We start from the raw sequence: 26965 nt of genomic DNA on the forward strand, positions 1-26965 counted from the left end.
CCCGCACGCAGATGGCACATTGAGGTTAAAAAGATGCCATGAGAAATAATGCCTGAATCATAACTGTTCGTGCGTTCATCATTGTTTCCCATCCATGTTATTACCACTCCCCGTAGGGGTAGGTTTTTCCTTTGATAAACGCTTCTGTATCGCTGGAATAACGGTATTCGCGCAGAAAGCCGCTGTTTGCCCCCTCCTTACAGATCGTCAGTTCATTACCCGACAGGGTGTGGATTTTCCGGGGCGTTACGGGGATGGCAGGATAATCGCCCACATCAGGGAACCAGATCCTGACCTTGCCACCAGGCGCAAGGCCGAACAGAATATTGTTGTACCAGAAAGGATCTCCTGAACGATCAGTATGGTCTGCTGGGGTCTTCATCCTCTGCCATATGGCAGGAGAAAACATCACGCGGGTTTCGTAGGTCTGATGGTCAATGAGCGAATCCCAACAGAAGATCATATACTGTGGCGGTTTATTAACTTTGTTAAAAGTCACCCCTCCCCTATGGAGATTTGTCTTCCATTTGTTAACTGAATCCGGATCTCTGTCCGTATGGTCAACCGTGTTAAAAGTATAGAGATACCCGTCAGTATCAATTATCCGCGCTTGTGTTACATCTGCAGGTAACTGCCAGGGGGTGATAAAAGAAAAACTCCATTTACCGTAGGGTAAAGACCAGTCGCCGCTGGCGGCCTGTTTCGACTGTAAGGGATACATCTGCGGGTGACTGCACCCCGCCAGCACCAGCAGGACTGCCAGAATATATAACCGTCGTGTGTTCATCATTGTTTCCTGTCCCTGTTATTACCACTCCCCGTAGGGGTAGGTTTTTCCTTTGATAAACGCTTCTGTGTCGCTGGAATAACGGTATTCGCGCAGAAAGTCGCTGTTTGCCCCCTCCTTACAGATCGTCAGTTCATTACCCGACAGGGTATGGATTTTCCGGGGTGTTACAGGAATGGCAGGATAATCTCCTGCATCAGGGAACCAGATCCTGACCTTGCCGCCAGGCGCAAGGCCGAACAGGATATTGTTGTACCACAGAGGCTCCCCACCAAACAGATGATCGGCAGGTGTCTTCATACGCTGCCACATTGCGGGTGAAAATATCACGCGGGTTTCATAAGTCCGGCGATCGATGAATGAATCCCAGCAGAACACAATAAACTGCGGAGGCTTGTTGATTTTATTGAAGTTAACGCTTCCGCCATACAAAATATCGCCCCATTTATCAATGGAAACTGGGTCACGGGATGTTGAGTCCAGCGTGTAAAAGGTATAAAGATACCCGTCGGTATCAATTACCCGTGCATGTCTTACCCGCGCGGGTAATGCCCAAGGGGTGATAAAAGAAAAACTCCCTTTCCCGTAGGGCAATGTCCAGTCGCCGCTGGCAGCCTGCTTCGACTGTAAGGGATACGTCTGCGGGTGACTGCACCCCGCCAGCGCCAGCAGGACTGCCAGGATATGTAACCGTCGTGCATTCATCATTGTTTCCCGTCCATGTTGTAAATTGTTCTGAGCCATCCCGCATCAGGCCGGTTAACGAAACCGATCGTTTCAGAAGCAGAAGCCCCGCCTTGTGGTTTACCCGTTTTACTTACGGCGACGGCATTCCAGTTTGCTGAACAGTGGATATAGGTTTTGGCAATAATTTCAATGTCCTGCTTAGTGAACCCGATAGTTGGCCGTCTCAAGCGTGCAGATTTTCCCATTGAAATTGCACGTTCCAGGAAGAGAGAAAGATCAGCAGGAATTTTAAGTTCATCCACTTCCAGGTTCTCATTAAACATCACCCCCGCCTCCTTCGCCGCATCGACCATCACCCGCAGAATTACCTTCGACCAGTCATTTCGGACAATGCGCTGGCGCATCGTCAGTGCGGCAAAGCTGCGCTTTTGCATCTGACCATAACGGTCGGTAGCGGCGTAGTCGTCTGACCAAACTTCAGGGGTGATTTCATTAGTACGCATAATCGGTGCGATAGCAGGAGAGGCTTCCAGAACCGGTAGTTGTGCCATGGTCTTCCGGTAAGCACCGGAACGTTCATCAGGTTGATTTGATGGTAAAGTGTCAACCTGCGGGCGGGTAAGAAACAGATCCTCACGCGTTTTAGGCAGGTAACCGCCGCCGATGTCGGAATGCACTCCGGGTAAGGTTATCTCCGGCCAGGCAGGCGCCACGCTGTTAAGCGCAAAGTTATAGCGACATTCATGCTGAGCGGTGATATGGAAAACTTTTTGCGCCACGCCGGGCCGCAAACGAATATTGACGTCGCCCGTATCAGCGCTGTGTGGATTCAGACCATTAAAGGGAGTTCCAACGGCCGTGACGGTATCAAAAATACCCATAAAGCGGGTCTTTCCTGCAGGTTTCCCCGTGTAGACCTGTTTTACCATGCCAGCATTAATGGCATTTATAATTGCGCCGTCTTCTGACTGTACGCGATTAGCAAAATGACGAGCCGCTGCCGCACCGCGGCTGAAGCCGAAAATATCAAACAGCAAGTTCTCAATAATAAATTTGCCCTTCAACATACGTATTGTGGCCTTTATTGCTTCAGCCAGTTGCGCTACCGCATCGTCAGTTTTAGCGATTACACCGTAATCAGACGTGCCAAGCCCTAAGCCGATCATGCTGTCCGCTTCACCAGCTTGCGTACCTATACCCTCAATATATACGGCATACTGAATATAATGCCCATCGGGAGGATACCTTTTCAGGTATAGCTCATTTAGCCAGTGTATATTTGTATAGTACCCGTAGTAGCTGGTTGCCTCTGTACCACTCAGCCCCATTTTTTCGGAAGCACTCTTTTGGAGAATTATTTCCGCATCAGGGCTATCAATGTCAAAATGCTGCGCGGTACAAGCCGCCAGCATATTTCGCGTATTGACCGCGTTATTGCCCGTGCCGTCGAAGAAGATCCCCAGCACCAGCGTGACCTTTCGTTTCTCCGGCTCCGGGGGAGGAGATATAACCTGCGCCACTGGAAAAAGCTGATTATATCGTTCAGGCGTGACAAGGTAATCGAACTCAGTACCAGCGAGAAGATGCTGACAATGAATATAATCATAATCCAGCGAAATATATTCATAATCCAAACTATTTTGCCGTGATTCAGATACCAGCCGATTTAATCTTGCCCCTCTCAGTTTAATGACATAATACTTCTCCCACCGGCCAAATCTATTGATCCGATAAATATCAAAGCGCATTTTAAGATTTTCATTATTATTGATCGCATTTGTCAGTAACGGTGACGCCCTGTCAATTACTTTACTAAAGGACAGCCCCTGATGCTTCACCCCCATTCCAGTGTTTGATATCCCCTGCGTAAGGCTAAAAACGAAAATTTCATCTTCATGTCCCTGCTGCCAACGATTCCCCACTGAAGTTGTGGTTCCACAACCAGAGGAAATATCCCCTTGATGCTCACCCTCAATGGTTACATAAATAATATCACCCATTTGTGCCCCTGATTTATTACACCACTTTTATGAGAGTAATTCTCTGGGGACAATGATATTTTGTGCATCGTCAAGAAATAACGTATTGCCACCACAATTTAAGAATAATAATGTCGCAAATAAAAAGCAGAACAATAAATACCCTTAAAGCATACTGAACATGAATATCATAAAATTCTCATAAGCATCACATTAAACCCTTATAACAGGCCCTCACTTAAGTTTCATGATAATTTTACTGAGCGATTTTAATAATACGATTAGCGTTAATAGATAACCGTTCAATGATAGAAAATAATACCACCGGGTGAAACCAGTGACTTTATGGGCTATTCCTCCCGGTTCAATTTACCCACTTACAGAAACCAGTGACAGACGCGCCGCCGTGCAGGTATTGCTTTTTGCATAAAACGGTTATGTGTAGCAACCAGGGCTGTGTTATGAGCTGCTTCTCGGCGTTTTACGCAGAACATGGTAAAGTAGAAGATTGACCTTTCACGCAATCCGAGGTGCCACATGGAAAAGACCACCACGCAAGAGCTTTTAGCGCAAGCTGAAAAACTCTGTGCGCAACGCAATGTGCGGCTGACACCCCAGCGCCTCGAAGTGTTGCGTCTGATGAGTCTGCAGGAAGGCGCGATCAGCGCCTATGACCTGCTGGATCTGCTGCGTGAAACGGAGCCGCAGGCCAAACCGCCGACGGTGTATCGTGCGCTCGATTTTCTGCTTGAGCAGGGTTTTGTTCACAAGGTCGAATCCACCAACAGCTACGTGCTCTGTCACCTGTTCGATCAGCCGACCCATAGCTCGGCCATGTTTATCTGCGACCGTTGTGGTGTGGTAAAAGAGGAGTGTGCTGAAGGCGTGGAAGACATTATGCATACGCTGGCGGCAAAAATGGGGTTCGCTCTGCGCCATAACGTGATTGAAGCACACGGGTTATGCCCGGCGTGTGTGGAAGTCGAAGCATGTCGCCACCCCGGCGAGTGCCAGCACGACCATTCTATTTTGGTGAAGAAGAAACCACGTTAAATAAATCGGGCGGCTAATCCGCAGACGCCGCCCAAAGCAAGTACGTTGAACAGAGGGGAGTACGTCCTTGTACTCACGGGCAGGAGAAGTTGATTACCAGCGGTAGTCGTTACGGTTTTCCCATTCTTTCACTTCTTTTTCCGCCTCATCTTTTGCGTAACCATAGCGTTCCTGGACTTTACCCACCAGTTGATCACGCTTACCTTCGATGACTGTCATATCGTCATCGGTCAGTTTGCCCCATTGCTCTTTCACTTTACCTTTAAACTGTTTCCAGTTGCCGCCGATTTCGTCTTTATTCATCATCAAGTCCTCATCGTTCGGTTGTGAATAGCGGGAGAACGTCGCTCAAACGCATTACGTTTTCTGCTGAACGTGAGATTAATTGTAGTCAGTGATTCGGCCTTCGTTTTTTAATTCAGAGTTTTTAACCACCGGACTCAGGCAAACCAGGTCCCTTTTCGCCAGTGTCGCCGCCAGATAAATGCCAGAGAAAGCCCACGAAGCGCCAGAAAAACGGTTAGCGCAAGCCACAGTCCGTGGTTCCCCAGCAGCGGTATCGTCAGTAGGGTGAGCGCAAACCCGGCTGCGGCGACAGCCATGCTGTTACGCATTTCAGCCGCCCGCGTCGCCCCGATAAACATACCGTCCAGCAAATAGCACCAGACGCCCACCAACGGCAGAATCACCTGCCAGATAAGATAGCGATCGGCCAGAAGCTGAATCTGCGGCAGCGAAGTCAGCAGTGCGATGATGTACTCACCCGCCAGCACATAAACCAGCGCAAACAGCAGCGCCACAATTCCCGACTGGCGACACGCCGCCCGCCATACGTCCAGTAGCTGGCTGCCGTCCCGCGCGCCATAAGCCTGACCCGAATGGGCTTCTACCGCATAGGCAAAGCCGTCCAGCGCATAGGCAGTAAAGGTCAGCAACGTCATAAGAACGGCATTCACCGCAATGATATCGCTTCCCATACGGGCGCCCAGTACCGTGATTGCGCCAAAACAGAGTTGCAGCAGCAGCGAACGCAGCATGATGTCGCGATTAAGCGCCAGCAAACGACGGAAGTTCCCGCGCCAGGCCTGTTTCAACATACCGGGAGAGACACCGCGCAAACGAAGGACTTTGCGTACCATCAGCAGACCAATTAACAGCGTGGCATATTCAGCGATGACCGTCGCCAGCGCAGCCCCCTGCACGTTCATGTGCAGCCCCATAACCAGCCACAGGTCGAGAACGATGTTCAGGATATTCCCGACAATCAGCAGGATAACCGGCGCACGGGCGTACTGAACGCCAAGCAGCCAACCAAGCAAAACCAGATTCGCCAGAGATGCCGGGGCACTCAGCCAGCGGATCGCCAGAAAGCGTCTTGCCTGCTCCAGCACCGCTTCGCTACCGCCAACGATATGCAATGCCAGATCGATAATCGGCGTGCGCAGCAGCGCAATCAGCGCCCCCGCGCTCAGCGCCAGGATGAGTGGTTGCACCAACGCTCTCGCCAGCGCTTGCGGATTTTTCGCGCCAAAGGCCTGCGCCGTTAACCCGGTAGTGCTCATGCGTAAGAAGAGCAACAGCATGAAAAGGAAGCTGGTTGCGGTTGCGCCAATGGCAACACCACCCAGATAGACGGGGCTATCGAGATGACCAATAACAGCCGTATCCACCAGACCCAGTAAGGGAACGGTGATGTTGGAAAAAATCATGGGTAAGGCGAGGTGCCAGAGTGCTTTGTCAGAGGATGTGAAGAAAGGCATGCAGATGAGCCTGAGAAAAAGTCAAATAAACCAATCGATTAATCGCCGGATGGCGGCATAAATGCCTTATCCGGCCTACGGTACTATGGGTACATTTGCTGGATGGCGGCGTAAACGCCTTATCCGGCCTACGGTACTACGGGTACATTTGCCGGATGGCGGCATAAACGCCGTATCCGGCCTACGGTACTATGGGCACATTTGCCAGATGGCGGCATAAACGCCTTATCCGGCCTACGGGGATATTTGTAGGCCTGATAAGCGCAGCGCCATCAGGCGTTGTGCCAGCGCCTGATTACAGCCATTCACCGTTACGGATAACGCCTACCGCCAGTCCTTCGATGGTGAAGCTCTGCTCACGCAGGTCAACCACAATCGGTTTAAATTCGCTATTTTCTGGCAAAAGTTCAACTTTATTGCCCTGTTTTTTCAGGCGTTTTACCGTGACTTCATCGTCAATACGCGCCACAACCACCTGGCCGTTACGGACATCCTGGGTTTTATGCACTGCCAGCAGATCGCCGTCCATAATTCCGATATCTTTCATCGACATGCCGCTAACACGCAGCAGAAAATCAGCATTGGGTTTAAACAGCGAAGGATCGACCTGATAATGGCCTTCGATATGCTGCTGCGCCAGCAGCGGTTCACCGGCGGCGACGCGACCGACCAGCGGCAACCCTTCTTCTTCGTCCAGAAGCAGGCGAATACCGCGCGATGCGCCGGAAACAATTTCAATCACCCCTTTACGCGCCAGCGCTTTCAGGTGTTCTTCAGCGGCGTTTGGGGAACGGAACCCCAAACGCTGCGCGATCTCCGCACGCGTTGGTGGCATACCTGTCTGGCTGATGTGATCCCGAATGAGATCAAACACCTCTTGCTGCCTGGCCGTTAACGCTTTCATTCCGCCCCCTGGGTGTATATACAGTTATGCTGTGAGTATATACAGCTAAAGGTGATTTTGGAACCATAAACTGCGCAGAAAACAGGAGTTTTATACCGTTATGGAATCTTTATCGAAAAAACCTTAGCGGAAATGTGACCATAGCAGGAGACCCCAGGTCATCAGCGCGACGAAAATAGACAGCAGCACCGCCGCAGACCCCATGTCCTTCGCGCGACCGGAGAGTTCATGGTATTCAGAGCCAATACGGTCAACAACAGCTTCAATGGCGCTGTTAAGGATTTCAACAATCATCACCAGCATCACAGAACCAATCAGCAGTACGCGAGTAATGGCATCCACATCCAGCCAGCAGGCAATCAGCACACCTGCCAGCACGGCGATGCTTTCCTGGCGAAACGCCGCTTCGTTGACCCATGCGGCGCGAAAACCTTTCCAGGAATAGCCTGCGGCTTTAATGATTCGGGTGAATCCAGTGGTATTATTGGCCATTAAAAGAACCTTTTTGCATTATTAGCGTCAATGAAATTATATCGTTGGCCCGTATGATTCGGGCGACGGCAACGCAGCGCGAAGTATGACGGGATACACCAGAAATTCACCAGACTTTCTGATATCCTTGCAGCGCATTTGCATTATTAACCAGAGGCTTTACATCGTTTATGTCCGGCTGGCCACGAATTTACTACAAATTACTGAATTTACCATTAAGCGTGCTGGTAAAAAGCAAGTCTATTCCGGCAGATCCTGCCCCGGAGTTGGGGCTTGATACATCGCGCCCTATTATGTACGTATTGCCGTACAACTCCAAAGCAGACCTGCTGACGCTGCGCGCCCAGTGTCTGGCGCACGATCTTCCCGACCCGCTGGAGCCGCTGGAGATCGACGGAACGCTGCTGCCGCGTTATGTCTTTATTCACGGCGGGCCGCGTGTCTTCACCTATTACACGCCAAAAGAAGAGTCCATTAAGCTTTTCCACAACTATCTCGATCTCCACCGCAGCAATCCCGATCTGGATGTGCAAATGGTGCCGGTATCGGTGATGTTTGGCCGCTCTCCGGGGCGCGAAAAAGGAGAAGATAACCCGCCTTTACGTATGCTGAACGGCGTGCAGAAATTCTTTGCCGTCTCCTGGCTGGGACGCGACAGCTTTGTTCGTTTCTCGCCGTCCGTGTCTTTGCGCCGGATGGCTGACGAACACGGCACTGACAAGACAATCGCGCAGAAACTGGCGCGCGTGGCGCGTATGCACTTCGCCCGTCAACGTCTGGCGGCGGTCGGGCCGCGTCTGCCAGCCCGTCAGGATCTGTTTAACAAGCTGCTGGCTTCAAAAGCCATCGCTCGCGCCGTGGAAGATGAAGCGCGCAGCAAAAAAATCTCCCATGAAAAGGCGCAGCAAAACGCCATTGCGCTGATGGAAGAGATTGCCGCCAACTTCTCCTACGAGATGATCCGTCTGACCGACCGTATTCTGGGCTTTACCTGGAACCGTCTTTATCAGGGGATTAACGTCCATAACGCCGAGCGCGTTCGTCAGTTGGCGCACGACGGGCATGAAATTGTCTATGTGCCCTGCCACCGCAGCCATATGGACTATATGCTGCTTTCCTACGTGCTGTATCACCAGGGGCTGGTGCCGCCGCATATCGCTGCGGGCATCAACCTGAACTTCTGGCCGGCGGGTCCGATTTTCCGCCGTCTGGGCGCGTTCTTTATTCGTCGTACCTTCAAGGGCAACAAGCTCTACTCCACCGTTTTCCGTGAATACCTGGGCGAGCTGTTCAGCCGTGGTTACTCAGTCGAATATTTCGTCGAAGGCGGTCGATCGCGTACCGGTCGTCTGCTCGACCCGAAAACCGGCACGCTGTCGATGACCATTCAGGCGATGTTGCGCGGCGGCACGCGTCCTATCACGCTGGTGCCGATCTACATCGGCTATGAGCATGTGATGGAAGTGGGCACTTACGCCAAAGAGTTGCGTGGCGCGACGAAAGAGAAAGAGAGCCTGCCGCAGATGCTGCGCGGTTTAAGCAAACTGCGTAATCTGGGCCAGGGCTACGTCAACTTTGGCGAACCGATGCCATTGATGACTTACCTCAACCAGCATGTGCCGGAGTGGCGTGAATCCATCGATCCTATCGAGTCTATCCGCCCGGCCTGGCTGACACCGACGGTGAATAACATTGCCGCCGATCTGATGGTGCGCATTAACAACGCCGGTGCAGCCAACGCCATGAACCTGTGCTGCACCGCGCTACTGGCTTCCCGCCAGCGCTCTCTGACCCGTGAGCAGCTGACTGAACAGCTCGACTGCTATCTGAGTCTGCTGCGCAACGTGCCGTACGCGGCGGATTCTACGGTTCCTGCGCAGAGCGCCAGTGAACTGATCGACCACGCCTTGCAGATGAACAAGTTTGAGGTCGAGAAAGACACCATCGGCGATATCATCATTCTGCCGCGCGAGCAGGCCGTGTTGATGACCTACTATCGCAACAACATCGCGCATATGCTGGTTCTGCCTTCCCTGATGGCGGCCATCATTACCCAGCACCGCCACATCTCGCGTGACGCGCTGATGCAGCATGTTGACGTGCTCTATCCGATGCTGAAAGCGGAACTGTTCCTGCGTTGGGAACACGATGAGCTTGCCAGCGTGATTGACGCGCTGAGCAGTGAGATGCAACGTCAGGGGCTGATCGCCGTACAGAACGATGAGCTGCATATCAATCCGGCACATTCTCGCACGCTGCAACTGCTGGCGGCTGGCGCGCGCGAAACGCTGCAACGCTATGCCATCACCTTCTGGCTGTTGAGCGCGAATCCGTCGATCAACCGTGGTACGCTGGAAAAAGAGAGCCGCACGGTCGCGCAACGTCTTTCCGTTCTGCACGGCATTAACGCGCCGGAGTTCTTCGATAAAGCGGTGTTCAGTTCTCTGGTGCTGACTCTGCGTGATGAGAAATACATCAGCGATACCGGAGACGCCGAGCCTGAGCAGACGATGAAGGTGTATCAGATGTTGGCCGATTTGATCACGTCGGATGTGCGTCTGACCATTGAGAGCGCAACGCAGGGCGAGTGACAATAAAAAGCCGGGTGGCGGCTTCGCCCTACCCGGCCTACATTCTGCGCAATATGTTATGTAGGCCCGGTAAGCGCTACCGGGCTTTTTTTCAACCAACGTAACTCATCGCCAGCCCTAAAAACAGCACCAGGCCGACGTAGTTATTGTTCATAAACGCTTTAAAACAGGCTTCACGTTCGCGCCCGACAATCAGTTTCTGCTGATACACAAACAGCGCGCCAGCCACCAGCACCGACCAGTAATACCCCCAGCCCAGCCCGTTCAGCCAGCCAATCAGCGCCATTAGCGCCAGCACCGCAATCTGCAAAATCCCGATAATAAGTTTGTCATGTCGCCCGAACAGAATGGCCGTCGATTTAATGCCGATTTTCAGATCGTCGTCCCGGTCAACCATCGCGTACTGCGTGTCGTAGGCTACCGCCCAGAGGATATTGGCCAGGAACATCAGCCAGCAGCTCAGCGGCACGGACTCACTCACCGCCGCAAACGCCATAGGAATAGACCAGCCAAACGCCGCGCCCAGCACAACCTGCGGCAAATGGGTGTAACGCTTCATGAAGGGATAGACCCACGCCAGCGCCAGCGCCGCAATCGACAGCAGAATGGTCATCGTATTCAGCGTTAACACCAGCAGGAAGGAGAGCGCTACCAGTACGACAAACAGCGTGCGCGCCTCTTTCTCCGTGACCGCCCCGCTGGGCAACGGTCGGTTGGCCGTGCGTTTCACATGTCCATCAAACTTACGATCGGCATAATCGTTGACCACGCAACCGGCGGCGCGCATTAACCAGACCCCGGCGACAAACACCGCCAGAATCCACAGTTGCGGTACTCCCGGCGTCGCTACCCACAGCGCCCATAATGTCGGCCAGAGCAGCAGTAAGGCGCCGATTGGCTTATCCGTACGCATCAGGCGGTGAAACGCCAACAGCTTATTCTGCGTCAGACTCCACTCCATTTTGTTTTCCTCTTAATACAACGGTGATGCGGGCAAAAACAGCTCGGTAAGCATCAGCGGCTTACCGCTCAGACGCAGGCGGGAACGACGCCCCCACAGTGCGGCATCACGACCAATCTCAATAAAATCTCGGGTCAACGTTGATGATGTAAACAGGTAGCGCCCTAACGGCGTTTTTCCCAGATTTTGTAAGGCCAGCTCAGGGCCGCACAACGTTGATTCAGGCACGACGGTACGCCCGGCAAGCCAGGGTTCGCCGTCTGCACATAACAAAATTTCACGTAACCAGTAGCGGGATTCGACCGGTAGCAGCGCCACCTCTTCAGCCACTTCATGTGGACCAACAAACGCTTCCCGAAGCAATGTCACGCTTACCCGTTTCCCTTCTTGCTCAAAACGTTTGGTCATGGAATCTTCCAGAAGTAACCAGTCGAGCAACCGGGAATCCAGCGCAGGAATCTCTTTAAAATAGCGCAGCGCACGCAGTTGCGTTAACGCAGGGTGTGACATGCCGTACTCTCCGTTTCATAACGTAAAGGCATTGTATCGCAGAAAAGAGATTACGGGAGGCGTAAACATAATTAAGTGATCGGTTGCGCAACAGAAGTGTAACAACTCGCATGGAATGCTAAAAAAAAGGTGCGCCAGGAGACGCACCAGTTGTTGCAAAATCAGCAATGTGGGGAGACGCTTACCCCTTGCCTTTTACACTGCTGATAAACGTGGAACGGGCAGATGTCGATCCCAGGCGTTCGGCTTCATCAAGCAGTTTCAGAGCTTTATCAACGTCACCTTTCGCTACCGCGTCCTTAATCGCATTGTTGAAGTAGCTTTCCGTGTCGTTCAGCATTGGCTCGCTTTTCTTCGCCGGGGCAGGCGCTGGCGCGGCAACGGCTGGTGCGGTATAGGCGGTCGCCGGTGCCGCAGTATTGCCGACGGTGACCGGTCCCGGACCGGAAGAACCAAACAGCGGGCCAACCAGTACGCTGGAGCTGCTGTTGGTTTTCACTTTCAGTTTCAGCAGGCCATCAGTCGTGTGGCGCGCGATCGGATCGGGAATATCCGGGACGGCATTACCCACGCCTTTCGCATACGCTTTTGCCGGGTCAAGCAGCGTGGTGGTCTGCTGGAGATCGTTATTGGTGGTAAACACCAGAACGTACAGCTTCTGCTGGCCCAGCGCAGGCGTCAGACGCATCACCCCTTCCAGACGATCCGCGCTCATCACGCCGGGGGCCTGGTAGGTAAAGTAGCTGCTGGGGAAAAACGCTGAAGGCGTCAGGTTCTGGTCGAGAATCAGCACGTTCGGTGCAAATACGCTGGTTTGTTTGTTAACTTCGCTGCTCAATGTCAGCGTGAGCTCACCGATGTTCGCCGGTACGCTATACGCGGCAACCGGGCCTGTAATACCGGCGACGTCAAGCCGCTGACCACCGGTAGAAAGCTGTGTGGACTGCGTACTGGACTGGTCGACAGGCGTCCAGGTGAGTTGTTGTAGTGCGGCGGTCGGAATCGCAGGCGCTGCGCTGGTGTTTTGCGGAACATAGTTTACATCCGCCAGGCTGATGCCTGGTGCGCTTGCCAGCAACCCCGCCGATAAACAAAGGGCGACGAGACTTTTCTTCATTTTCATTGTTATCACCTCAGATAGCACGGGTTCAGCGGTGGCCAGGCAATAGCGCGCTAAACCGCGAGAAACGGTGCAGATAATGCCGGATAGCGGCTACGCCTTATCCGGCCTGCATCTCGTTACCGGGGGACTTGCGCCCCCCTCGTTATGTCACGTATTACCACCAGATTTCCATCTGGGCGCCGAAGGACCACTCATCGTTGTCGCCACGGCTGGTTGTGTTGAAGCCGGAGTTATTCGATGCGGCATAACGCAATGTGTTATCGCCATCTTTGATATAGCCCCATTTCTCATCCCACTTCGCGTAGGTTGCGAAGAGACGGATGGCCGGGCGGGACCAGATGCTGTCGCCAGCCTGCCATTGTTGCGCCAGGGTGATTTTGTACTGGTTGTTGCGATCGCCAGTCTGCTGAGATTTGACGTTGTCGTAACCGACTTCCAGCAGGGTGCTCATGATCGGCGTCCATTTGAACATCGGACGAACGCCTACGGTCCACCAGTCAGTACCCAGATCGTTATCCAGGTCCTGTTTCTGGAACATACCGACGTACATCAGGTCCCAACGGTCGCCCAGAGAGATCGCCCCGTGGTCCAGAATACGCCACAGCTTACCGTTGTTATTGACGTAACGATCGACATAATGGAGCTGATCGTCGCCTTCGCCGATATCAAAAGTCGAGCCGTAAGAACCCTGAGGAATACCTTTACCCTGCGTGGTCATCGCGTCAGTGGCGTACTGAACCACAAACTTGTTGTAGCCCTTCAGCATGCTCTGGGTATGTTCAGCAGTGAACATCCAGCCGTCTTTAGATGCGCCGTCAGCCAGACGATAATCGTCAGTGGTGTTTGCACGACCATAGTCGACACCCAGTTCCAGCACGCCGTCCGGGTTCGTTTCCAGACCGGCTAAACGCACGTCGAAGACGTCGTTGGCGGTGTCTTTAGAAGAGTTGTAAATATCCTGGCTGCTGAAGGTGTAGGAACCACCGGCTTCCTGAGAGCGGGTCGCTGCCAGAGACAGTTTACCGAAGCCCAGGTCGATGTTTTCGATACCCGCACCAGGACCAGAAATATCCCAGTAGTAGAAGTCGATCATGTGAACGTCATGACGCTGATAGAAGCGCTTACCCGCCCAGATGGTGGAGCCTGGCAGCCAGTCAATCAGGTTTTTACCCTGCACGTTGGCTTCACGGAACGCCGGATCGGTTGCTTCCCAGTCATTCTGTTGCGCTACGGAGTAGGCCACGTTAGTGTCGAAATAGAAGCTCTTGTCGCCTTCTTTCCACACTTCCTGACCCAGTTTCAATTCCGCATAGGTTTCACATTCGTTACCAAGACGGTATTTACTTTGAGCGCCAGTTGCCTGGAAACATTGTTGTTCGCCGCCACTACCCGTCCAGCCGATACCGGAACGAGCATAACCATGAAAATCCACTGCCATTGCCTGAGCAGACATAACGCCTGCTGCGACGGCAACCGCCAGAGGAAGTTTGCGCAGAGTAATCATTATTCTATCTCCTGAGATCATTGCTTTTCTTTAAACGCGTCCCCTTTCGGACTGCCTCTTTGTTGGCGGTGTTTTTTCACTTGCCGCCTTGATGCATCCTCGAATGGTTTTGCGTTTTGTTTTTTTAATGGGGACCTTAAACGCCCGGCTCCTTATGCAGCCGACGGCATGCGGAACCATCTTCACGGAACAGATGGCAACGCTCTGGCGGCAGACCGATAGCGAATGTGGCACCCTCTTCTACCAACACCACGTCGTTCTGGCGGTAAACCAGGTTTTGACGAATGGCGGGGATCTGGATATGAATTTGTGTTTCGTGACCAAGTTGTTCGACGACCTGAACCTCGCCTTCCAGGGTGACATCGGCGATGTCGCTGGGCAGCAGATGCTCTGGACGAATACCTAACGACATATTTGCCCCGACCTGAACGCCGTTGCTTTCTACCGGCAGCCAGACGTTCTGGCGGTTCGGCAGCTCAACCTGCACCTGCTCGATAGCGGTCGCGGTGACTTTCACCGGCAGGAAGTTCATTTTCGGGGAACCGATAAAGCCCGCGACGAAGCGATCCGCCGGATAGTGGTACAGCTCCAGCGGCTTACCGACCTGCGCCACGCGGCCGGCATCCAGTACCACGATTTTGTCGGCCAGCGTCATCGCTTCGACCTGATCGTGGGTGACGTAAATCATCGTGCGGCCCAGACGCTTATGCAGGCGGGAGATTTCGATACGCATCTGCACGCGCAGAGCGGCATCAAGGTTAGACAGCGGCTCATCAAGCAGGAACACGCGCGGTTCCGCCACCAGCGTGCGGCCTATCGCCACGCGCTGGCGCTGGCCGCCGGAGAGCGCTTTCGGCTTGCGCTCCAGCAGGTGCGCCAGTTGCAGCACTTCCGCTACCTGATTCACACGCTGATTCATCACCTCTTTTTTGGCCCCCGCCAGCTTCAAACCAAAAGACATGTTTTCTGCCACGGACAGGTGGGGGTAGAGCGCATAGGACTGGAAAACCATCCCCACGCCGCGTTCGGCGGGCGGGATGTCGTTCATACGGGCTTCCCCAATGAACAGATCTCCGCTGGTGATGGTTTCAAGTCCGGCGATCATACGCAGCAAGGTCGATTTCCCGCAGCCTGACGGTCCGACAAACACCACGAATTCCCCTTCGTGAATGTCGAGATTGATATCTTTCGATACCACCACGTCACCCCAGGCTTTCGTTACATTTCGCAGCTGTACGCTCGCCATGCCCTTCTCCCTTCGTTACAACCTGTCATCGACAGCAACATTCATGATGGCCTGACTATGCGTGATCCCTTGATTGCGTAAATCCTCCACCCCCCGGCTTTTTTATGGGGGAGGAGGCGGGAGGATGAGGGAGCAGCGTCTGAGACCCGGGCCGCGCCCCGCCGAGGAATTTCGTGATGTCACCTGCAAAAATCGCGGTGTTTTTATGTGCGCCAACACGCATTACTCACATTTATGCAACACAGATCACATAAAGAAGGGGTGGGGCGTAGGGGTAAGGAGGATGGAAAGAGGTTGTCGTATAAAGAAACTAGATACCGTTAAGCCACCTCTGTGTATCCACGAGCACATCACCAAAAAGGATGGGAGATATGAAAATCAAAACTGGCGCACGCATCCTCGCATTGTCCGCACTGACGACGATGATGTTTTCCGCCTCGGCTCTCGCCAAGATTGAAGAAGGTAAGCTGGTTATCTGGATTAACGGCGACAAAGGCTACAACGGCCTCGCTGAAGTGGGCAAAAAATTCGAACAAGACACCGGCATTAAAGTCACCGTTGAGCACCCGGACAAGCTGGAAGAGAAATTCCCTCAGGTTGCGGCCACCGGTGACGGCCCGGACATCATCTTCTGGGCGCATGACCGTTTTGGCGGCTACGCACAGTCTGGCCTGCTGGCTGAGATCACCCCGGACCAGGCGTTCCAGGACAAGCTCTATCCGTTCACCTGGGATGCGGTGCGTTACAACGGCAAGCTGATCGCCTACCCGATCGCGGTTGAAGCGCTGTCCCTGATTTACAACAAAGACCTCGTTCCGAACCCGCCGAAAACCTGGGAAGAGATCCCGGCGCTGGATAAAGAGCTGAAGGCGAAAGGTAAGAGCGCGCTGATGTTCAACCTGCAAGAACCGTACTTCACCTGGCCGCTGATTGCTGCCGATGGCGGTTACGCGTTCAAGTTTGAGAACGGTAAGTATGACGTGAAAGATGTCGGCGTAGACAGCGCAGGGGCGAAAGCCGGTCTGGGCTTCCTGGTCGATATGATCAAAAACAAACACATGAACGCCGATACCGATTACTCCATCGCGGAAGCCGCCTTTAACAAAGGCGAAACGGCGATGACCATCAACGGTCCGTGGGCGTGGTCAAACATCGACAAGAGCAAAATCAATTACGGCGTGACACTGCTGCCGACATTCAAAGGCAAACCGTCTAAACCGTTCGTTGGCGTGCTGAGCGCGGGCATTAACGCCGCCAGCCCGAACAAAGAGCTGGCGAAAGAGTTCCTCGAAAACTACCTGCTGACCGATCAGGGTCTGGACGACGTGAACAAGGACAAACCGCTGGGCGCGGTTGCGCTGAAATCCTTCCAGGATCAGTTAGCGAAAGATCCGCGTATCGCCGCCACGATGGATAACGCCCAGAAAGGCGAAATCATGCCGAACATTCCGCAGATGTCAGCCTTCTGGTATGCGGTTCGTACGGCAGTTATCAACGCTGCCAGCGGTCGTCAGACTGTCGACGCCGCGCTGAAAGACGCGCAGGGCCGTATCACCAAGTAATGTTCAGGTCGTGTGCCGAATGGCGGCATCAATGCCTTCTCCGGCCTACAGAACAGGTAGGCCGGAGAAGCGCAGCGCCATCAGGCACGCTGACCTACAGGATTTCAAAGTTGTAGAGGAAGATCCCCATGGATGTCATTAAAAAGAAACATTGGTGGCAAAGCGACGCGCTGAAGTGGTCAGCGATTGGTCTGCTGGGCCTGCTGGTGGGTTACCTTGTAGTTTTAATGTACGCACAAGGGGAGTACCTGTTTGCCATCATGACGCTGATTTTAAGCTCTGCTGGCCTGTATATTTTCGCGAATCGTAAAACCTATGCCTGGCGCTATGTTTATCCGGGCATGGCCGGTATGGGGCTGTTTGTCCTGTTCCCGCTGGTCTGCACTATCGCCATCGCCTTTACCAACTACAGCAGCACCAACCAGCTCACCTTTGAACGCGCCCAGCAGGTGCTGATGGATCGTTCTTATCAGGCGGGCAAAACCTATAACTTTGGCCTGTATCCGGCGGGTGACGAGTGGCAACTGGCCCTCACCGACGGCGAAACCGGCAAGAATTATCTCTCCGACGCCTTTAAATTCGGCGGCGAACAAAAACTGCAACTGAAAGAGGCTGACGCGCTGCCGACCGGTGAACGCGCCAACCTGCGCATCATCACCCAAAATCGTCAGGCGCTGAACCAGCTTACCGCCGTTTTGCCCGATGAAAGCAAGGTCATCATGAGCTCGCTGCGCCAGTTTTCCGGTACCCAGCCGCTCTATACCCTTGCCAGCGACGGCACGCTGACAAATAACCAGAGCGGCGTGGCGTACCGGCCAAACAATGATATTGGCTACTATCAAGCCATCAACGCGGACGGCAACTGGGGCGACGAAAAACTGAGCCCAGGCTACACCGTGACCATCGGCTGGGACAATTTCTCCCGCGTCTTTACTGACGAGGGCATCCAGAAACCGTTCTTCGCGATCTTCGTCTGGACCGTGGTGTTCTCCGTTCTCACCGTGCTGCTGACCGTGGCGGTTGGGATGGTGCTGGCCTGCCTCGTACAGTGGGAAGCGCTGAAAGGTAAAGCGATTTACCGCGTGCTGCTGATTCTGCCGTATGCGGTGCCGTCGTTCATCTCGATTCTGATCTTCAAAGGTTTGTTCAACCAGAGCTTTGGTGAGATCAACATGATGCTGAGCGCGCTGTTTGGCCTCAAACCGGCCTGGTTCAGCGACCCGAACACCGCCCGCACGATGGTCATTATCGTCAACACCTGGCTGGGCTATCCGTACATGATGATCCTCTGCATGGGCCTGCTGAAAGCGATTCCAGACGATCTGTACGAAGCGTCGGCAATGGACGGCGCGGGTCCGTTCCAGAACTTCTTTAAGATTACATTCCCGCTGCTGATTAAGCCGCTGACGCCGCTGATGATCGCCAGCTTTGCCTTTAACTTTAACAACTTCGTACTGATTCAGCTTCTGACCAACGGCGGCCCGGACCGCCTCGGCACCACTACGCCAGCCGGTTATACCGACCTGCTCGTGAGCTATACCTACCGCATCGCCTTTGAAGGCGGCGGGGGCCAGGACTTCGGTCTGGCGGCCGCGATCGCCACGCTGATCTTCCTGCTGGTTGGCGCGCTGGCCATCGTGAACCTGAAAGCCACGCGTATGAAGTTTGATTAAGGGAGATAACAACAATGGCAATGGTTCAACCCAAATCTCAAAAGCTGCGTCTCTTCATCACGCACTTAGGGCTGCTGATTTTTATCGCGGCAATCATGTTCCCGCTGCTGATGGTCGTCGCCATTTCGCTGCGTGAAGGCAACTTCGCAACCGGGAGTCTGATCCCGGAACGCATCTCCTGGGAGCACTGGCGGCTGGCATTGGGCTTCAGCGTGGAACACGCTGATGGCCGTGTCACGCCGCCCCCCTTCCCGGTTCTGTTATGGCTATGGAACTCGATCAAAGTCGCGGCGATCACCGCCATTGGCATCGTGGCGCTCTCTACGACCTGCGCTTACGCGTTTGCCCGTATGCGCTTTCCCGGCAAAGCGACGTTGCTCAAAGGGATGCTGATTTTCCAGATGTTCCCGGCGGTGCTGTCACTGGTGGCGTTGTACGCGTTGTTCGACCGTCTCGGCCAGTACATTCCGTTTATCGGTCTGAATACCCACGGCGGGGTGATTTTCGCTTACCTGGGCGGGATTGCGCTGCACGTCTGGACGATTAAAGGCTATTTCGAAACCATCGACGGTTCGCTGGAAGAAGCGGCGGCGCTGGATGGCGCGACGCCGTGGCAGGCTTTCCGCCTAGTGCTGCTGCCGCTCTCGGTGCCGATTCTGGCGGTGGTCTTTATTCTGTCGTTCATTGCCGCCATCACTGAAGTTCCTGTCGCCTCACTGTTACTGCGTGATGTAAACAGCTATACCCTGGCGGTAGGTATGCAGCAGTACCTCAACCCGCAAAACTATCTGTGGGGCGATTTTGCCGCCGCAGCCGTGTTGTCCGCCATCCCGATCACGCTGGTGTTCCTGCTGGCCCAGCGTTGGCTGGTCAACGGCCTGACGGCAGGCGGTGTGAAAGGCTAAGTTTCATTGATGTACCTGCCCGGAAACGGGCAATGCCACTGCAACCCTCAACTTATATTATCCCAACTTGTGACTGTTCTTCGGCGCTCCTCGGAGCGCCTTTTTTTATTCCCGTTTTAACCGTTTCGAATTACATAACCACAGGGTGATCACCAATAACAGGATCGCCGCAGAGTAGATCAGCACATCCATCGGCGATTTATGATCGACGATGATCAGCCGCACAATCGCGGTGATCCCGATATAGACAAAGTAGCGCAGCGGGAAATGAAAACCTGACTGGAAATACTTCACAATCAACGCAATAAACTCAAAGTAGAGAAAGTAGACCACCAACCCTTCCACCAGCTCGTATTTGCTGGTTTGCTCCGGCGCGAACAGCACATCCGCCAGATGTAAGGTCTCTTTACCGAGGAAAACGACCAGGATCAGGCCCAGACTTAACAGCCCAAGATTCAGCACGGTCTGTAGGATCGTGGAGATAAACTCCACGCGTGGACGAGATAGTGACGTCATAGCAGCACCCTCTTTCTCAGTAGCAAGGTTCCTGTATAACGCAAAAATGTGACGGAGATCTATATTTTTTGTTTATGTTTTGTGCAGTAAAGTTCAGCGGAGAATTATCTCTGTCATGGCATGTTTCAAAGAGAAGGGAAAATGCAGTTAAAACACGCTACCGTCCGCAACGTCACCTGCGGTGAAAATGTGGTGATTTATGAGCCCGCAAACCTGTACGACTGCCAGCTTGGCGACAATGTTTTCATCGGACCTTTTGTCGAAATACAGGGCAATACACAGATTGGCGCAAACACAAAAATTCAGTCCCATACGTTTGTTTGCGAATATGTCACGATTGGACGCGATTGCTTTATCGGCCACGGCGTAATGTTCGCTAACGACATGTTTCGTGAAGGAAAGCCTGACCCGAACAGGCAGAACTGGGGGCGAATTGAGATCGGCAGCAATGTTTCCATCGGCAGCGGCGCGACCATCCTGGCCGTCAGCATTTGCGACGGCACAGTGATCGGCGCGGGAAGCGTGGTCACTAAATCGATCACCGAGAAAGGCGTATATGCCGGAAACCCGGCAAAATTATTGCGTCGCCTGTAAATTGCCGGATGGCGGCGTAAACGCCTTATCCGGCCTACAATGGATGCGGTTTGTAGGCCGGATAAGCGTAGCGCCATCCGGCTGGCAAACGGCTCGATCAGCGGAAATTCACGTTGCGGTCGCTGGTCATATCGTACAGACCAAACTTCCGGCCAAGCTGCTGACCGCCGTCACGCGTCAGCGGCGTCCAGCCAATCGCTGCGCGGCTGCGGGTTGGGCTGGACGAGAAGAGATCCAACGGCACCGACACGTACACGCCTTTGGTGAAATCCCCTTCCCCGTACTCGTCCGGCGACACATCGGTGATCGTGGCATAGCCGCCAACCACCACGCCGCTGTCAAAGCGTTTCGCGATTTCCAGCGTACCGCCCTTGTCGCCAGCCAGATATTGACCGACGCTCGCTTTCACCAGCACATCCTGCGCGAACGACGGCGTCCAGTAGGCGGTCAAGTGACCGGTTTTCACGCTGTAATCGGTGAATTTCATCATATCCTGCGCGCTACGCCAGTCACGCTGTTTCACGTAGTTAGCGTCAAGACCAAACGCCCAGTTGCTGTCGACCGGGCGATACAGCACTTCCGCCCCTGCGCCGCCGTACATGGTCTCCAGATAACCGCCGTAAACCTGGCCGTAGAAACCGTTGCCGAGGTACTGGAAGTAGTTGGCTTGCAGGTTATTCACATAGATATCGTTCTGCACATATTCACGCACATGGGTACGCACACGCGGAAGATGCGAATCGTTCGGTGGATTGGTGTAGTTAAATTTGTCGTAGTTGTTGGCGATATTGGCAAACAAACTGCCGGTGGTAAGCAGATGATCCGTTACCCACAGATCCGCCGTCCCCATCACGCCAAGCTGGTACATATAGAAATTTTCCGGGCCGCCGACAGACTGGTTCAACACCGGATCGATATGGAAATCAAAGCGCGATTTATCGATATACCAACCCTGCTCGGTTGTTTCCGGCACGATCGGCTCCACACGTTTTTGCGCCAGTGGGGTCTCGTGTCCTAATGGCTCGCCTTCCAGATGGCGTTTCAGGCTGGCGACATCGGTTTCCGTAGTGACCTGCGGCATATTGAGACGGTTTTCCGTCACGCGGATCGTACGAATCCCTTCTGGCAGATCGTTCATGACGATCCGATTCGCGCGTTCGATCCCTTCCCGCGAGTCACGGTATTTCACTTGCTCGCCAGTGACGTACAGCGTATCGCCTTTCACCTGAATTTTAGGGTCCGCCAGTCCGGCGTTGTATTTTAGCAGCGTCAACTGGTTAGCGACGACCGAGTGTTGCAGGATGGCGTCCTGCGGCTCAGGCTGATATTTCGGTCGCGCGTTATCGTTATACGATGGGCGCAAATCGTTGAAGTTTGTCCGCAGCGTCACGCCAAACATGAAGGTGTTGCCGCGTTCATAGCTGAGGTTAACGTCGGCCCAATCGGTGACGCGGTAAATGGCGCCGACGTTAAACTTGCTCTTCTGCTCCAGCTTACCCGCGAAATCCTGCTGATAATTGTTGCCTTCATACTCCAGTTTCAGGCGCAGCGGCTGCCAGGGCGTTTGATACTCCACCCCGCCAAACAGCGACGCTGGCCCGTGGAACATATCGCTGCCGTTGACGGAACCGGCCTGTTTATAACTGTTATCGCGGTGACAGAATTTATCGCTGTATGAACAAAACGGATTGCTCACGTTGCCGCTGGTGCCCAGATAACCCCAGCCAAGACCGAGCGAGAAATCAAACGGCCCCCAGGCTTTGTTCGCCACAATGTATTCCGCATCGAACAGCCCCGTCCCGCCAATATCCCTTGCGCCGACCGCCACCTGCGGCATCCAGTAGCTCTCTTCCCATAACCGCAGTTTCAGGTCGAAGGCTTTGTCTTTGTAGGTCTGGTTGCCGGAAAACGACTCCACGCTGCTGTATTGTCTGGTACGCACGTCGGTATAGCGCAGCGTGGTTTCCAGCCACGGGAACAACTGTATCGACGCGGAGTAGTAGCGATACTGATCGTTATCACGATAGTTCAGGCTCATCTCCCCTTCCCGCGCCATTCGCGCCGTTGGCGTTTGCAGCAGCCCCACGCCGCCGAAGTCAGATTGTGACGGCCCAATGGGGGCCGGATATGTTTCGGCATGGCAGGCTGCGCTGATGCCCAGCGCCAGTAAGCTGAGCAGATGTGTTTTTTTCATTATTCGGGTATCCGCTGCGTCAGAGTACGAAGAATGTCGGCGTTAAGCGCATCCGGCGTGTTGCTCCATAGAGAATCCGTAAGGCCGACAAAAATGATGCTGCCTGGCATCGGCTCAACGTGACGCTTGTTCCAGTAAGCGACCGGCGCTTTCTGCGTGCGTCCGTCGGGATAGACAACCCACGCATAGCTGCGATCCGCCCCGCTGAGCAGGCTTTGCTCATCAAGGTAGCTGGCTACGTCCCGCCCCGGGCTGAAGGGCCGTTTACCCGGCTGGCTAACCAATCCAAACAGCGTAATATCCGTCGGCTGCCCGCCGACCCACAGCGTGTAATGGCCCTGCAACGGCGGATTGCCCCGTTCGCTGACGCGCACGGTATCCGGGTCAAGGTTAACGAGCTGTCTGCCAGTCACTTTTAATGTCTGCACCTGCTGGCGCAGCGTATTGATTGCGGCGGCGTCATCGCCGCTTTTCTCTGCGCCAAACGCAGCCAGGCGGCCCAATAATTCCTGCTGCTGGCGCTGCGCCGTGGCGGTAGCCCGCTCTTCGCTGATAACCGCGCCAGGCCACCAGCTGTTCGCCAGTTTCGGCTGCCCGACCAGATCGATCAGATGTTCCGCGCCGGTGAGCGTCTTCGGTTCAGTGCTGCCTGCGGCAAACACCTTCACGGTGCCTGCGGCAAAAGATGAGGAAGCGCACAAACTCAGGGCCAGCGCTGCAATGGTCTGTTTCATCATTGTTTTGCCGCCTTAATGAGCGTGGTTTTCACCGGGAAGTAGTCCGCCCCCAGATACTGTTCCGACTGGCGGATTTGCCCTTCGCTGTCGATCCAGTAGCGGTTATGCCAGCGCGCCTGGTCGGTTGTAACCTCTTCATCCAGTACGCGAACGGCGGTTACATCGCTACCGACCTTAATGCTGTCAGTGCCATCCCATTTGAAGACCGAGCGGGCAGTGGCGTAACGCACCTGTTTATGTTCCGTCCAGCCCATCGTGCGCGTCCACGTTGCACCATCTACGATTTGTGTCGGTCTGGCCAATGGGTCAGCCGCCAGATTATTCACACCGATCAGATTGTCGCCGCCGAGCAGGGTTTTAATCAGGCGGCCATGCTGGGTCACGATGGTGGCCTGATCCTGCGTCACCCATTTCTGCTGCCCGTTCTCTGCGAAAGCGAGCACCACAAACAGCTGCGGCCCGCCATTGAGCTGCATGTACTGGCTGGCATAAGGCATGTTTTGAATGTCATCGTCCGTCAGTTGTACGCCCGGCGTACCGAACAGACTGTCCCACAGCGAATTACCCAGACCTTTAGTGGTGGCTGAGCAAGCCTGTAACAGCAGGCAAATGATGATAATTCCAGGTCGCTTCACGACTCTTCTCCGCATTATTGCCGGGAGGCCCCGGCCAGGAAGTCCCACAGGCTCAGGCAAGCTAAAATAACCACACCGAAGTGTGGTTATGATTAAACGTACCGGTGTTACTGGGTACTGGTGGTTGTGGTGGTAGTGGTTCCGGTATTAGAACCATCGCCACCGCCGGTCGCCGCCAGAGCGACGCCCACCGCCGAGCTTACGGTGCTGACGCTGGTTGCGGAGGAACTTCCCGCTGATACCGACGTCGCCGCCGACCCTGCTGCTTCACCCACCTGAACGGGGGCGGCCCAGACAGAAGTCGCCGCAAGCGCAGATATGGCAAAAATGCCATACAGAGCTTTTTTCATCACAATATCCCTTCATTGAATGAATGGAGATTTACCCGAAAAACGTTTCAGGCGGGATCGAGTATACACAACTAAAGCATGTGGATTGCGACAGGTCTAAATAGCGAGACGGTTTTAGGATAATTAAACTTTTGGCTGGAATGATATTTACATTATAATTAAATGCCTTTTAAAAACATCAAGTTAAAATAAAATCATTCAACATTCATTATCCGTATACTCTGAAAATAACACCGAGTAACTTACGGGTTATTCATTATTTTAGGATTAAGCTCAATATAAATTTTTGCGGAATAGCACAGACAACCGGAATTATCTTATAAAAAAAGCCGATAATAATATCGGCTCTAATTACAGATATATCACTTTTCTGCCGGATGGCGGCGGAACGCCTTATCCGGCCTACAGGACGCACCATTTGTAGGCCCGGTAAGCGTAGCGCCACCGGGCGTTACGCCATCAGGCACGCCATGCTTTATAACGGTTAATCAGACCGTTAGTTGAACTGTCATGGCTGGAAATCGCTTTATCATCACCCAGTTCCGGCAGGATACGGTTAGCCAGCTGTTTGCCCAGCTCAACGCCCCACTGGTCGAAGGTGAAGATGTTCAGGATCGCGCCCTGAGTGAAGATTTTGTGCTCATACAGCGCAATCAACGCCCCCAGGCTAAACGGCGTGATTTCACGCAGCAGGATGGAGTTCGTCGGGCGATTGCCTTCGAACACTTTGAACGGCACCACATGCTCAAGCTGAGACGGATCTTTCCCCTGATCGCGATATTCCTGCTCAACCACCTCACGGGATTTGCCGAACGCCAGCGCTTCGGTCTGAGCGAAGAAGTTAGACAGCAGTTTCTGATGGTGATCGGACAACGGGTTATGGGTTATCGCCGGGGCGATAAAGTCGCAAGGCACCATCTTCGTCCCCTGGTGAATCAGCTGGTAGAACGCGTGCTGGCCGTTGGTGCCCGGCTCACCCCAGATGATTGGGCCAGTCTGGTAGTCTACGGCATTGCCGTTACGGTCAACATACTTGCCGTTGGACTCCATATTGCCCTGCTGGAAGTAGGCCGCAAAACGGTGCATATACTGGTCGTACGGCAGAATCGCTTCGGTTTCTGCGCCAAAGAAGTTGTTGTACCAGATACCGATCAGCGCCAGCAGCACCGGCAGGTTTTTCTCAGCCGGTGTTGTGGAGAAGTGTTTATCCATCGCATGCGCGCCGGACAGCAGTTCAACGAAGTTGTCAAAGCCGACGGACAGGATGATAGACAAGCCAATCGCCGACCACAGAGAGTAACGACCGCCGACCCAGTCCCAGAACTCGAACATGTTAGCGGTGTCGATACCAAACTCACCCACCGCTTTTGCATTAGTGGAAAGCGCCGCAAAGTGTTTCGCGACGTGTTTTTCATCATTCGCGGTGCTCAGGAACCAGTCGCGCGCGCTGTGGGCGTTGGTCATGGTTTCCTGCGTTGTGAAGGTTTTAGACGCCACCAGGAACAGGGTGGTTTCCGGGTTTACTTTCTTCAGCACTTCGGCGATGTGGGTGCCATCGACGTTAGACACAAAGTGCATATTCAGATGGTTTTTGTACGGGCGCAGCGCTTCAGTCACCATGAACGGCCCCAGGTCGGAACCACCGATACCGATGTTGACCACGTCAGTGATCGCTTTACCAGTGTAACCTTTCCATTGACCTGAAATAATCGCTTCAGAGAAGGCTTTCATCTTCTCCAGCACCGCATTCACTTCCGGCATCACATCTTTGCCGTCAACGATAATCGGGGTATTGCTACGGTTACGCAGCGCAACGTGCAGCACGGCACGGTCTTCAGTACGGTTGATTTTTTCGCCAGAGAACATGGACTTAATCGCACCGGCCAGATCGGTCTCTTTCGCCAGATCCTGCAATTTCGCCAGCGTCTCTTCGGTGATGCGGTTTTTGGAGAAATCCACCAGCATCAAATCGTCAAACGTCGCGGAAAATCGGGTAAAACGGTCGCTATCTTTCGCGAAAAGATCCGCGATAGTAACGTCCTTCATGTCGTCGTAGTGTTTTTGTAGTGCCTGCCAGGCAGAAGTCTGCGTCGGATTGATGTTTTTCATTAGCAATACTCTTCTGATTTGAGAATTGTGACTGAGATCGATTGTAACGCCAGTCACAAAAAAGTGTGATTGTTTTAGTGCCGTTAGCCCGAA

General features: G+C 53.7%; 24 protein-coding genes and 1 pseudogene. 6 read left to right on the forward strand and 19 right to left on the reverse strand.

Translation table 11 applies throughout. The features are described from left to right. Positions 1-100: 100 nt before the first annotated feature. From CKO_RS16520 to CKO_RS16530, 3 genes are read right to left on the reverse strand one after another with little or no spacing between them, the layout of a single operon-like run. Positions 101-790, reverse strand: coding sequence for a DUF2931 family protein (locus tag CKO_RS16520; protein ID WP_012134634.1), 690 nt, complete (start codon positions 788-790; stop codon positions 101-103). An 18-nt stretch (positions 791-808) separates the two neighbouring features. Beyond that, positions 809-1495 carry a DUF2931 family protein gene (locus CKO_RS16525; protein ID WP_012134635.1) on the reverse strand — a complete coding sequence of 229 codons (687 nt, stop codon included), beginning with the start codon at positions 1493-1495 and terminating at the stop codon, positions 809-811. Further along, complete coding sequence (locus CKO_RS16530) at positions 1492-3474, reverse strand: Hcp family type VI secretion system effector (protein ID WP_012134636.1); 1983 nt, start codon at positions 3472-3474, stop codon at positions 1492-1494. The genes CKO_RS16525 and CKO_RS16530 overlap by 4 nt, the downstream gene beginning before the upstream one ends. 516 nt (positions 3475-3990) lie before the next feature. Here CKO_RS16530 and zur point away from each other — a divergent pair. After that, on the forward strand, positions 3991-4506 hold the full coding sequence (gene zur / locus CKO_RS16535) for a zinc uptake transcriptional repressor Zur (RefSeq protein ID WP_012134638.1): 516 nt from the start codon (positions 3991-3993) through the stop codon (positions 4504-4506). Between the two features lie 93 nt (positions 4507-4599). Here zur and CKO_RS16540 read toward each other — a convergent pair whose 3' ends face one another. The 4 genes from CKO_RS16540 to CKO_RS16555 all read right to left on the reverse strand — a co-directional run bounded on the left by CKO_RS16540 (position 4600) and on the right by CKO_RS16555 (position 7662). After that, on the reverse strand, positions 4600-4809 hold the full coding sequence (locus CKO_RS16540) for a CsbD family protein (protein ID WP_024130835.1): 210 nt from the start codon (positions 4807-4809) through the stop codon (positions 4600-4602). Positions 4810-4946: 137 nt separating this feature from the next. Continuing rightward, on the reverse strand, positions 4947-6266 hold the full coding sequence (dinF, locus tag CKO_RS16545; RefSeq protein ID WP_012134640.1) for an MATE family efflux transporter DinF: 1320 nt from the start codon (positions 6264-6266) through the stop codon (positions 4947-4949). Between the two features lie 295 nt (positions 6267-6561). Further along, positions 6562-7170 carry a transcriptional repressor LexA gene (gene lexA, locus CKO_RS16550; protein ID WP_012134642.1) on the reverse strand — a complete coding sequence of 203 codons (609 nt, stop codon included), beginning with the start codon at positions 7168-7170 and terminating at the stop codon, positions 6562-6564. A 123-nt stretch (positions 7171-7293) separates the two neighbouring features. Continuing rightward, on the reverse strand, positions 7294-7662 hold the full coding sequence (locus CKO_RS16555) for a diacylglycerol kinase (RefSeq protein ID WP_012134643.1): 369 nt from the start codon (positions 7660-7662) through the stop codon (positions 7294-7296). A gap of 170 nt (positions 7663-7832) precedes the next feature. Here CKO_RS16555 and plsB point away from each other — a divergent pair, with 170 nt between their 5' ends. Then, on the forward strand, positions 7833-10253 hold the full coding sequence (plsB, locus tag CKO_RS16560; RefSeq protein ID WP_024130836.1) for a glycerol-3-phosphate 1-O-acyltransferase PlsB: 2421 nt from the start codon (positions 7833-7835) through the stop codon (positions 10251-10253). A 91-nt stretch (positions 10254-10344) separates the two neighbouring features. On the opposite strand, the gene ubiA is transcribed toward plsB, so the two are convergent. The 5 genes from ubiA to malK all read right to left on the reverse strand — a co-directional run bounded on the left by ubiA (position 10345) and on the right by malK (position 15597). Next, positions 10345-11214, reverse strand: coding sequence for a 4-hydroxybenzoate octaprenyltransferase (gene ubiA, locus CKO_RS16565; protein WP_012134645.1), 870 nt, complete (start codon positions 11212-11214; stop codon positions 10345-10347). Positions 11215-11226: 12 nt separating this feature from the next. After that, positions 11227-11724, reverse strand: a complete 498-nt coding sequence (gene ubiC / locus CKO_RS16570; RefSeq protein ID WP_012134646.1) for a chorismate lyase — start codon at positions 11722-11724, stop codon at positions 11227-11229. 181 nt (positions 11725-11905) lie between these two features. Next, positions 11906-12847, reverse strand: coding sequence for a maltose operon protein MalM (malM, locus tag CKO_RS16575; protein WP_012134648.1), 942 nt, complete (start codon positions 12845-12847; stop codon positions 11906-11908). Between the two features lie 154 nt (positions 12848-13001). After that, entirely contained in the window at positions 13002-14354 is a 1353-nt protein-coding gene (locus tag CKO_RS16580) for a maltoporin (RefSeq protein WP_024130837.1), read from the reverse strand. A gap of 133 nt (positions 14355-14487) precedes the next feature. Continuing rightward, positions 14488-15597, reverse strand: a complete 1110-nt coding sequence (malK, locus tag CKO_RS16585; protein WP_012134650.1) for a maltose/maltodextrin ABC transporter ATP-binding protein MalK — start codon at positions 15595-15597, stop codon at positions 14488-14490. A gap of 371 nt (positions 15598-15968) precedes the next feature. Here malK and malE point away from each other — a divergent pair, with 371 nt between their 5' ends. The 3 genes from malE (at position 15969) to malG (ending at position 19737) form a co-directional block, all read left to right on the forward strand. Then, positions 15969-17159 (forward strand): maltose/maltodextrin ABC transporter substrate-binding protein MalE, encoded by a 1191-nt coding sequence (malE, locus tag CKO_RS16590; RefSeq protein ID WP_024130838.1) that lies wholly within the window; start codon positions 15969-15971, stop codon positions 17157-17159. Between the two features lie 128 nt (positions 17160-17287). After that, on the forward strand, positions 17288-18832 hold the full coding sequence (malF, locus tag CKO_RS16595; protein ID WP_012134653.1) for a maltose ABC transporter permease MalF: 1545 nt from the start codon (positions 17288-17290) through the stop codon (positions 18830-18832). Between the two features lie 14 nt (positions 18833-18846). Then, positions 18847-19737, forward strand: a complete 891-nt coding sequence (gene malG / locus CKO_RS16600; RefSeq protein WP_012134654.1) for a maltose ABC transporter permease MalG — start codon at positions 18847-18849, stop codon at positions 19735-19737. A gap of 105 nt (positions 19738-19842) precedes the next feature. Here the strand turns inward: malG and psiE are convergent, their stop codons facing one another. After that, a complete protein-coding gene (gene psiE, locus CKO_RS16605) occupies positions 19843-20253 on the reverse strand; it encodes a phosphate-starvation-inducible protein PsiE (protein WP_012907714.1) in 411 nt (136 codons plus the stop codon). Between the two features lie 141 nt (positions 20254-20394). Here psiE and CKO_RS16610 point away from each other — a divergent pair, with 141 nt between their 5' ends. Next, positions 20395-20847: an acyltransferase gene (locus tag CKO_RS16610; protein WP_024130839.1), complete on the forward strand. Its 453-nt coding sequence runs from the start codon at positions 20395-20397 to the stop codon at positions 20845-20847. Here the strand turns inward: CKO_RS16610 and CKO_RS23815 are convergent. From CKO_RS23815 to pgi, 6 genes and pseudogenes are all read right to left on the reverse strand, one after another. Further along, positions 20830-20928 (reverse strand): annotated as a pseudogene (locus CKO_RS23815) (hypothetical protein); the annotation flags it as partial. The gene CKO_RS16610 and the pseudogene CKO_RS23815 sit on opposite strands and share 18 nt — an antisense overlap. Before the next feature lie 16 nt (positions 20929-20944). Then, positions 20945-23041 carry a YjbH domain-containing protein gene (locus tag CKO_RS16615; protein WP_012134657.1) on the reverse strand — a complete coding sequence of 699 codons (2097 nt, stop codon included), beginning with the start codon at positions 23039-23041 and terminating at the stop codon, positions 20945-20947. After that, entirely contained in the window at positions 23041-23778 is a 738-nt protein-coding gene (locus CKO_RS16620; protein ID WP_012134659.1) for a capsule biosynthesis GfcC family protein, read from the reverse strand. The genes CKO_RS16615 and CKO_RS16620 overlap by 1 nt, the downstream gene beginning before the upstream one ends. Next, positions 23775-24413, reverse strand: coding sequence for a YjbF family lipoprotein (locus CKO_RS16625; protein ID WP_024130840.1), 639 nt, complete (start codon positions 24411-24413; stop codon positions 23775-23777). Before CKO_RS16625 ends, CKO_RS16620 begins: the two co-directional genes overlap by 4 nt. Positions 24414-24520: 107 nt before the next feature. Then, the gene (yjbE, locus tag CKO_RS16630; protein ID WP_012134661.1) at positions 24521-24763 is read right to left on the reverse strand and encodes an exopolysaccharide production protein YjbE; all 243 of its coding nucleotides are present in this window, start codon (positions 24761-24763) and stop codon (positions 24521-24523) included. 459 nt (positions 24764-25222) lie between these two features. Beyond that, entirely contained in the window at positions 25223-26872 is a 1650-nt protein-coding gene (gene pgi, locus CKO_RS16635; RefSeq protein WP_012134663.1) for a glucose-6-phosphate isomerase, read from the reverse strand. Positions 26873-26965 lie beyond the last annotated feature (93 nt).

The organism is Citrobacter koseri ATCC BAA-895 (assembly GCF_000018045.1).
Taxonomy (GTDB): Bacteria; Pseudomonadota; Gammaproteobacteria; order Enterobacterales; family Enterobacteriaceae; genus Citrobacter_B; species Citrobacter_B koseri.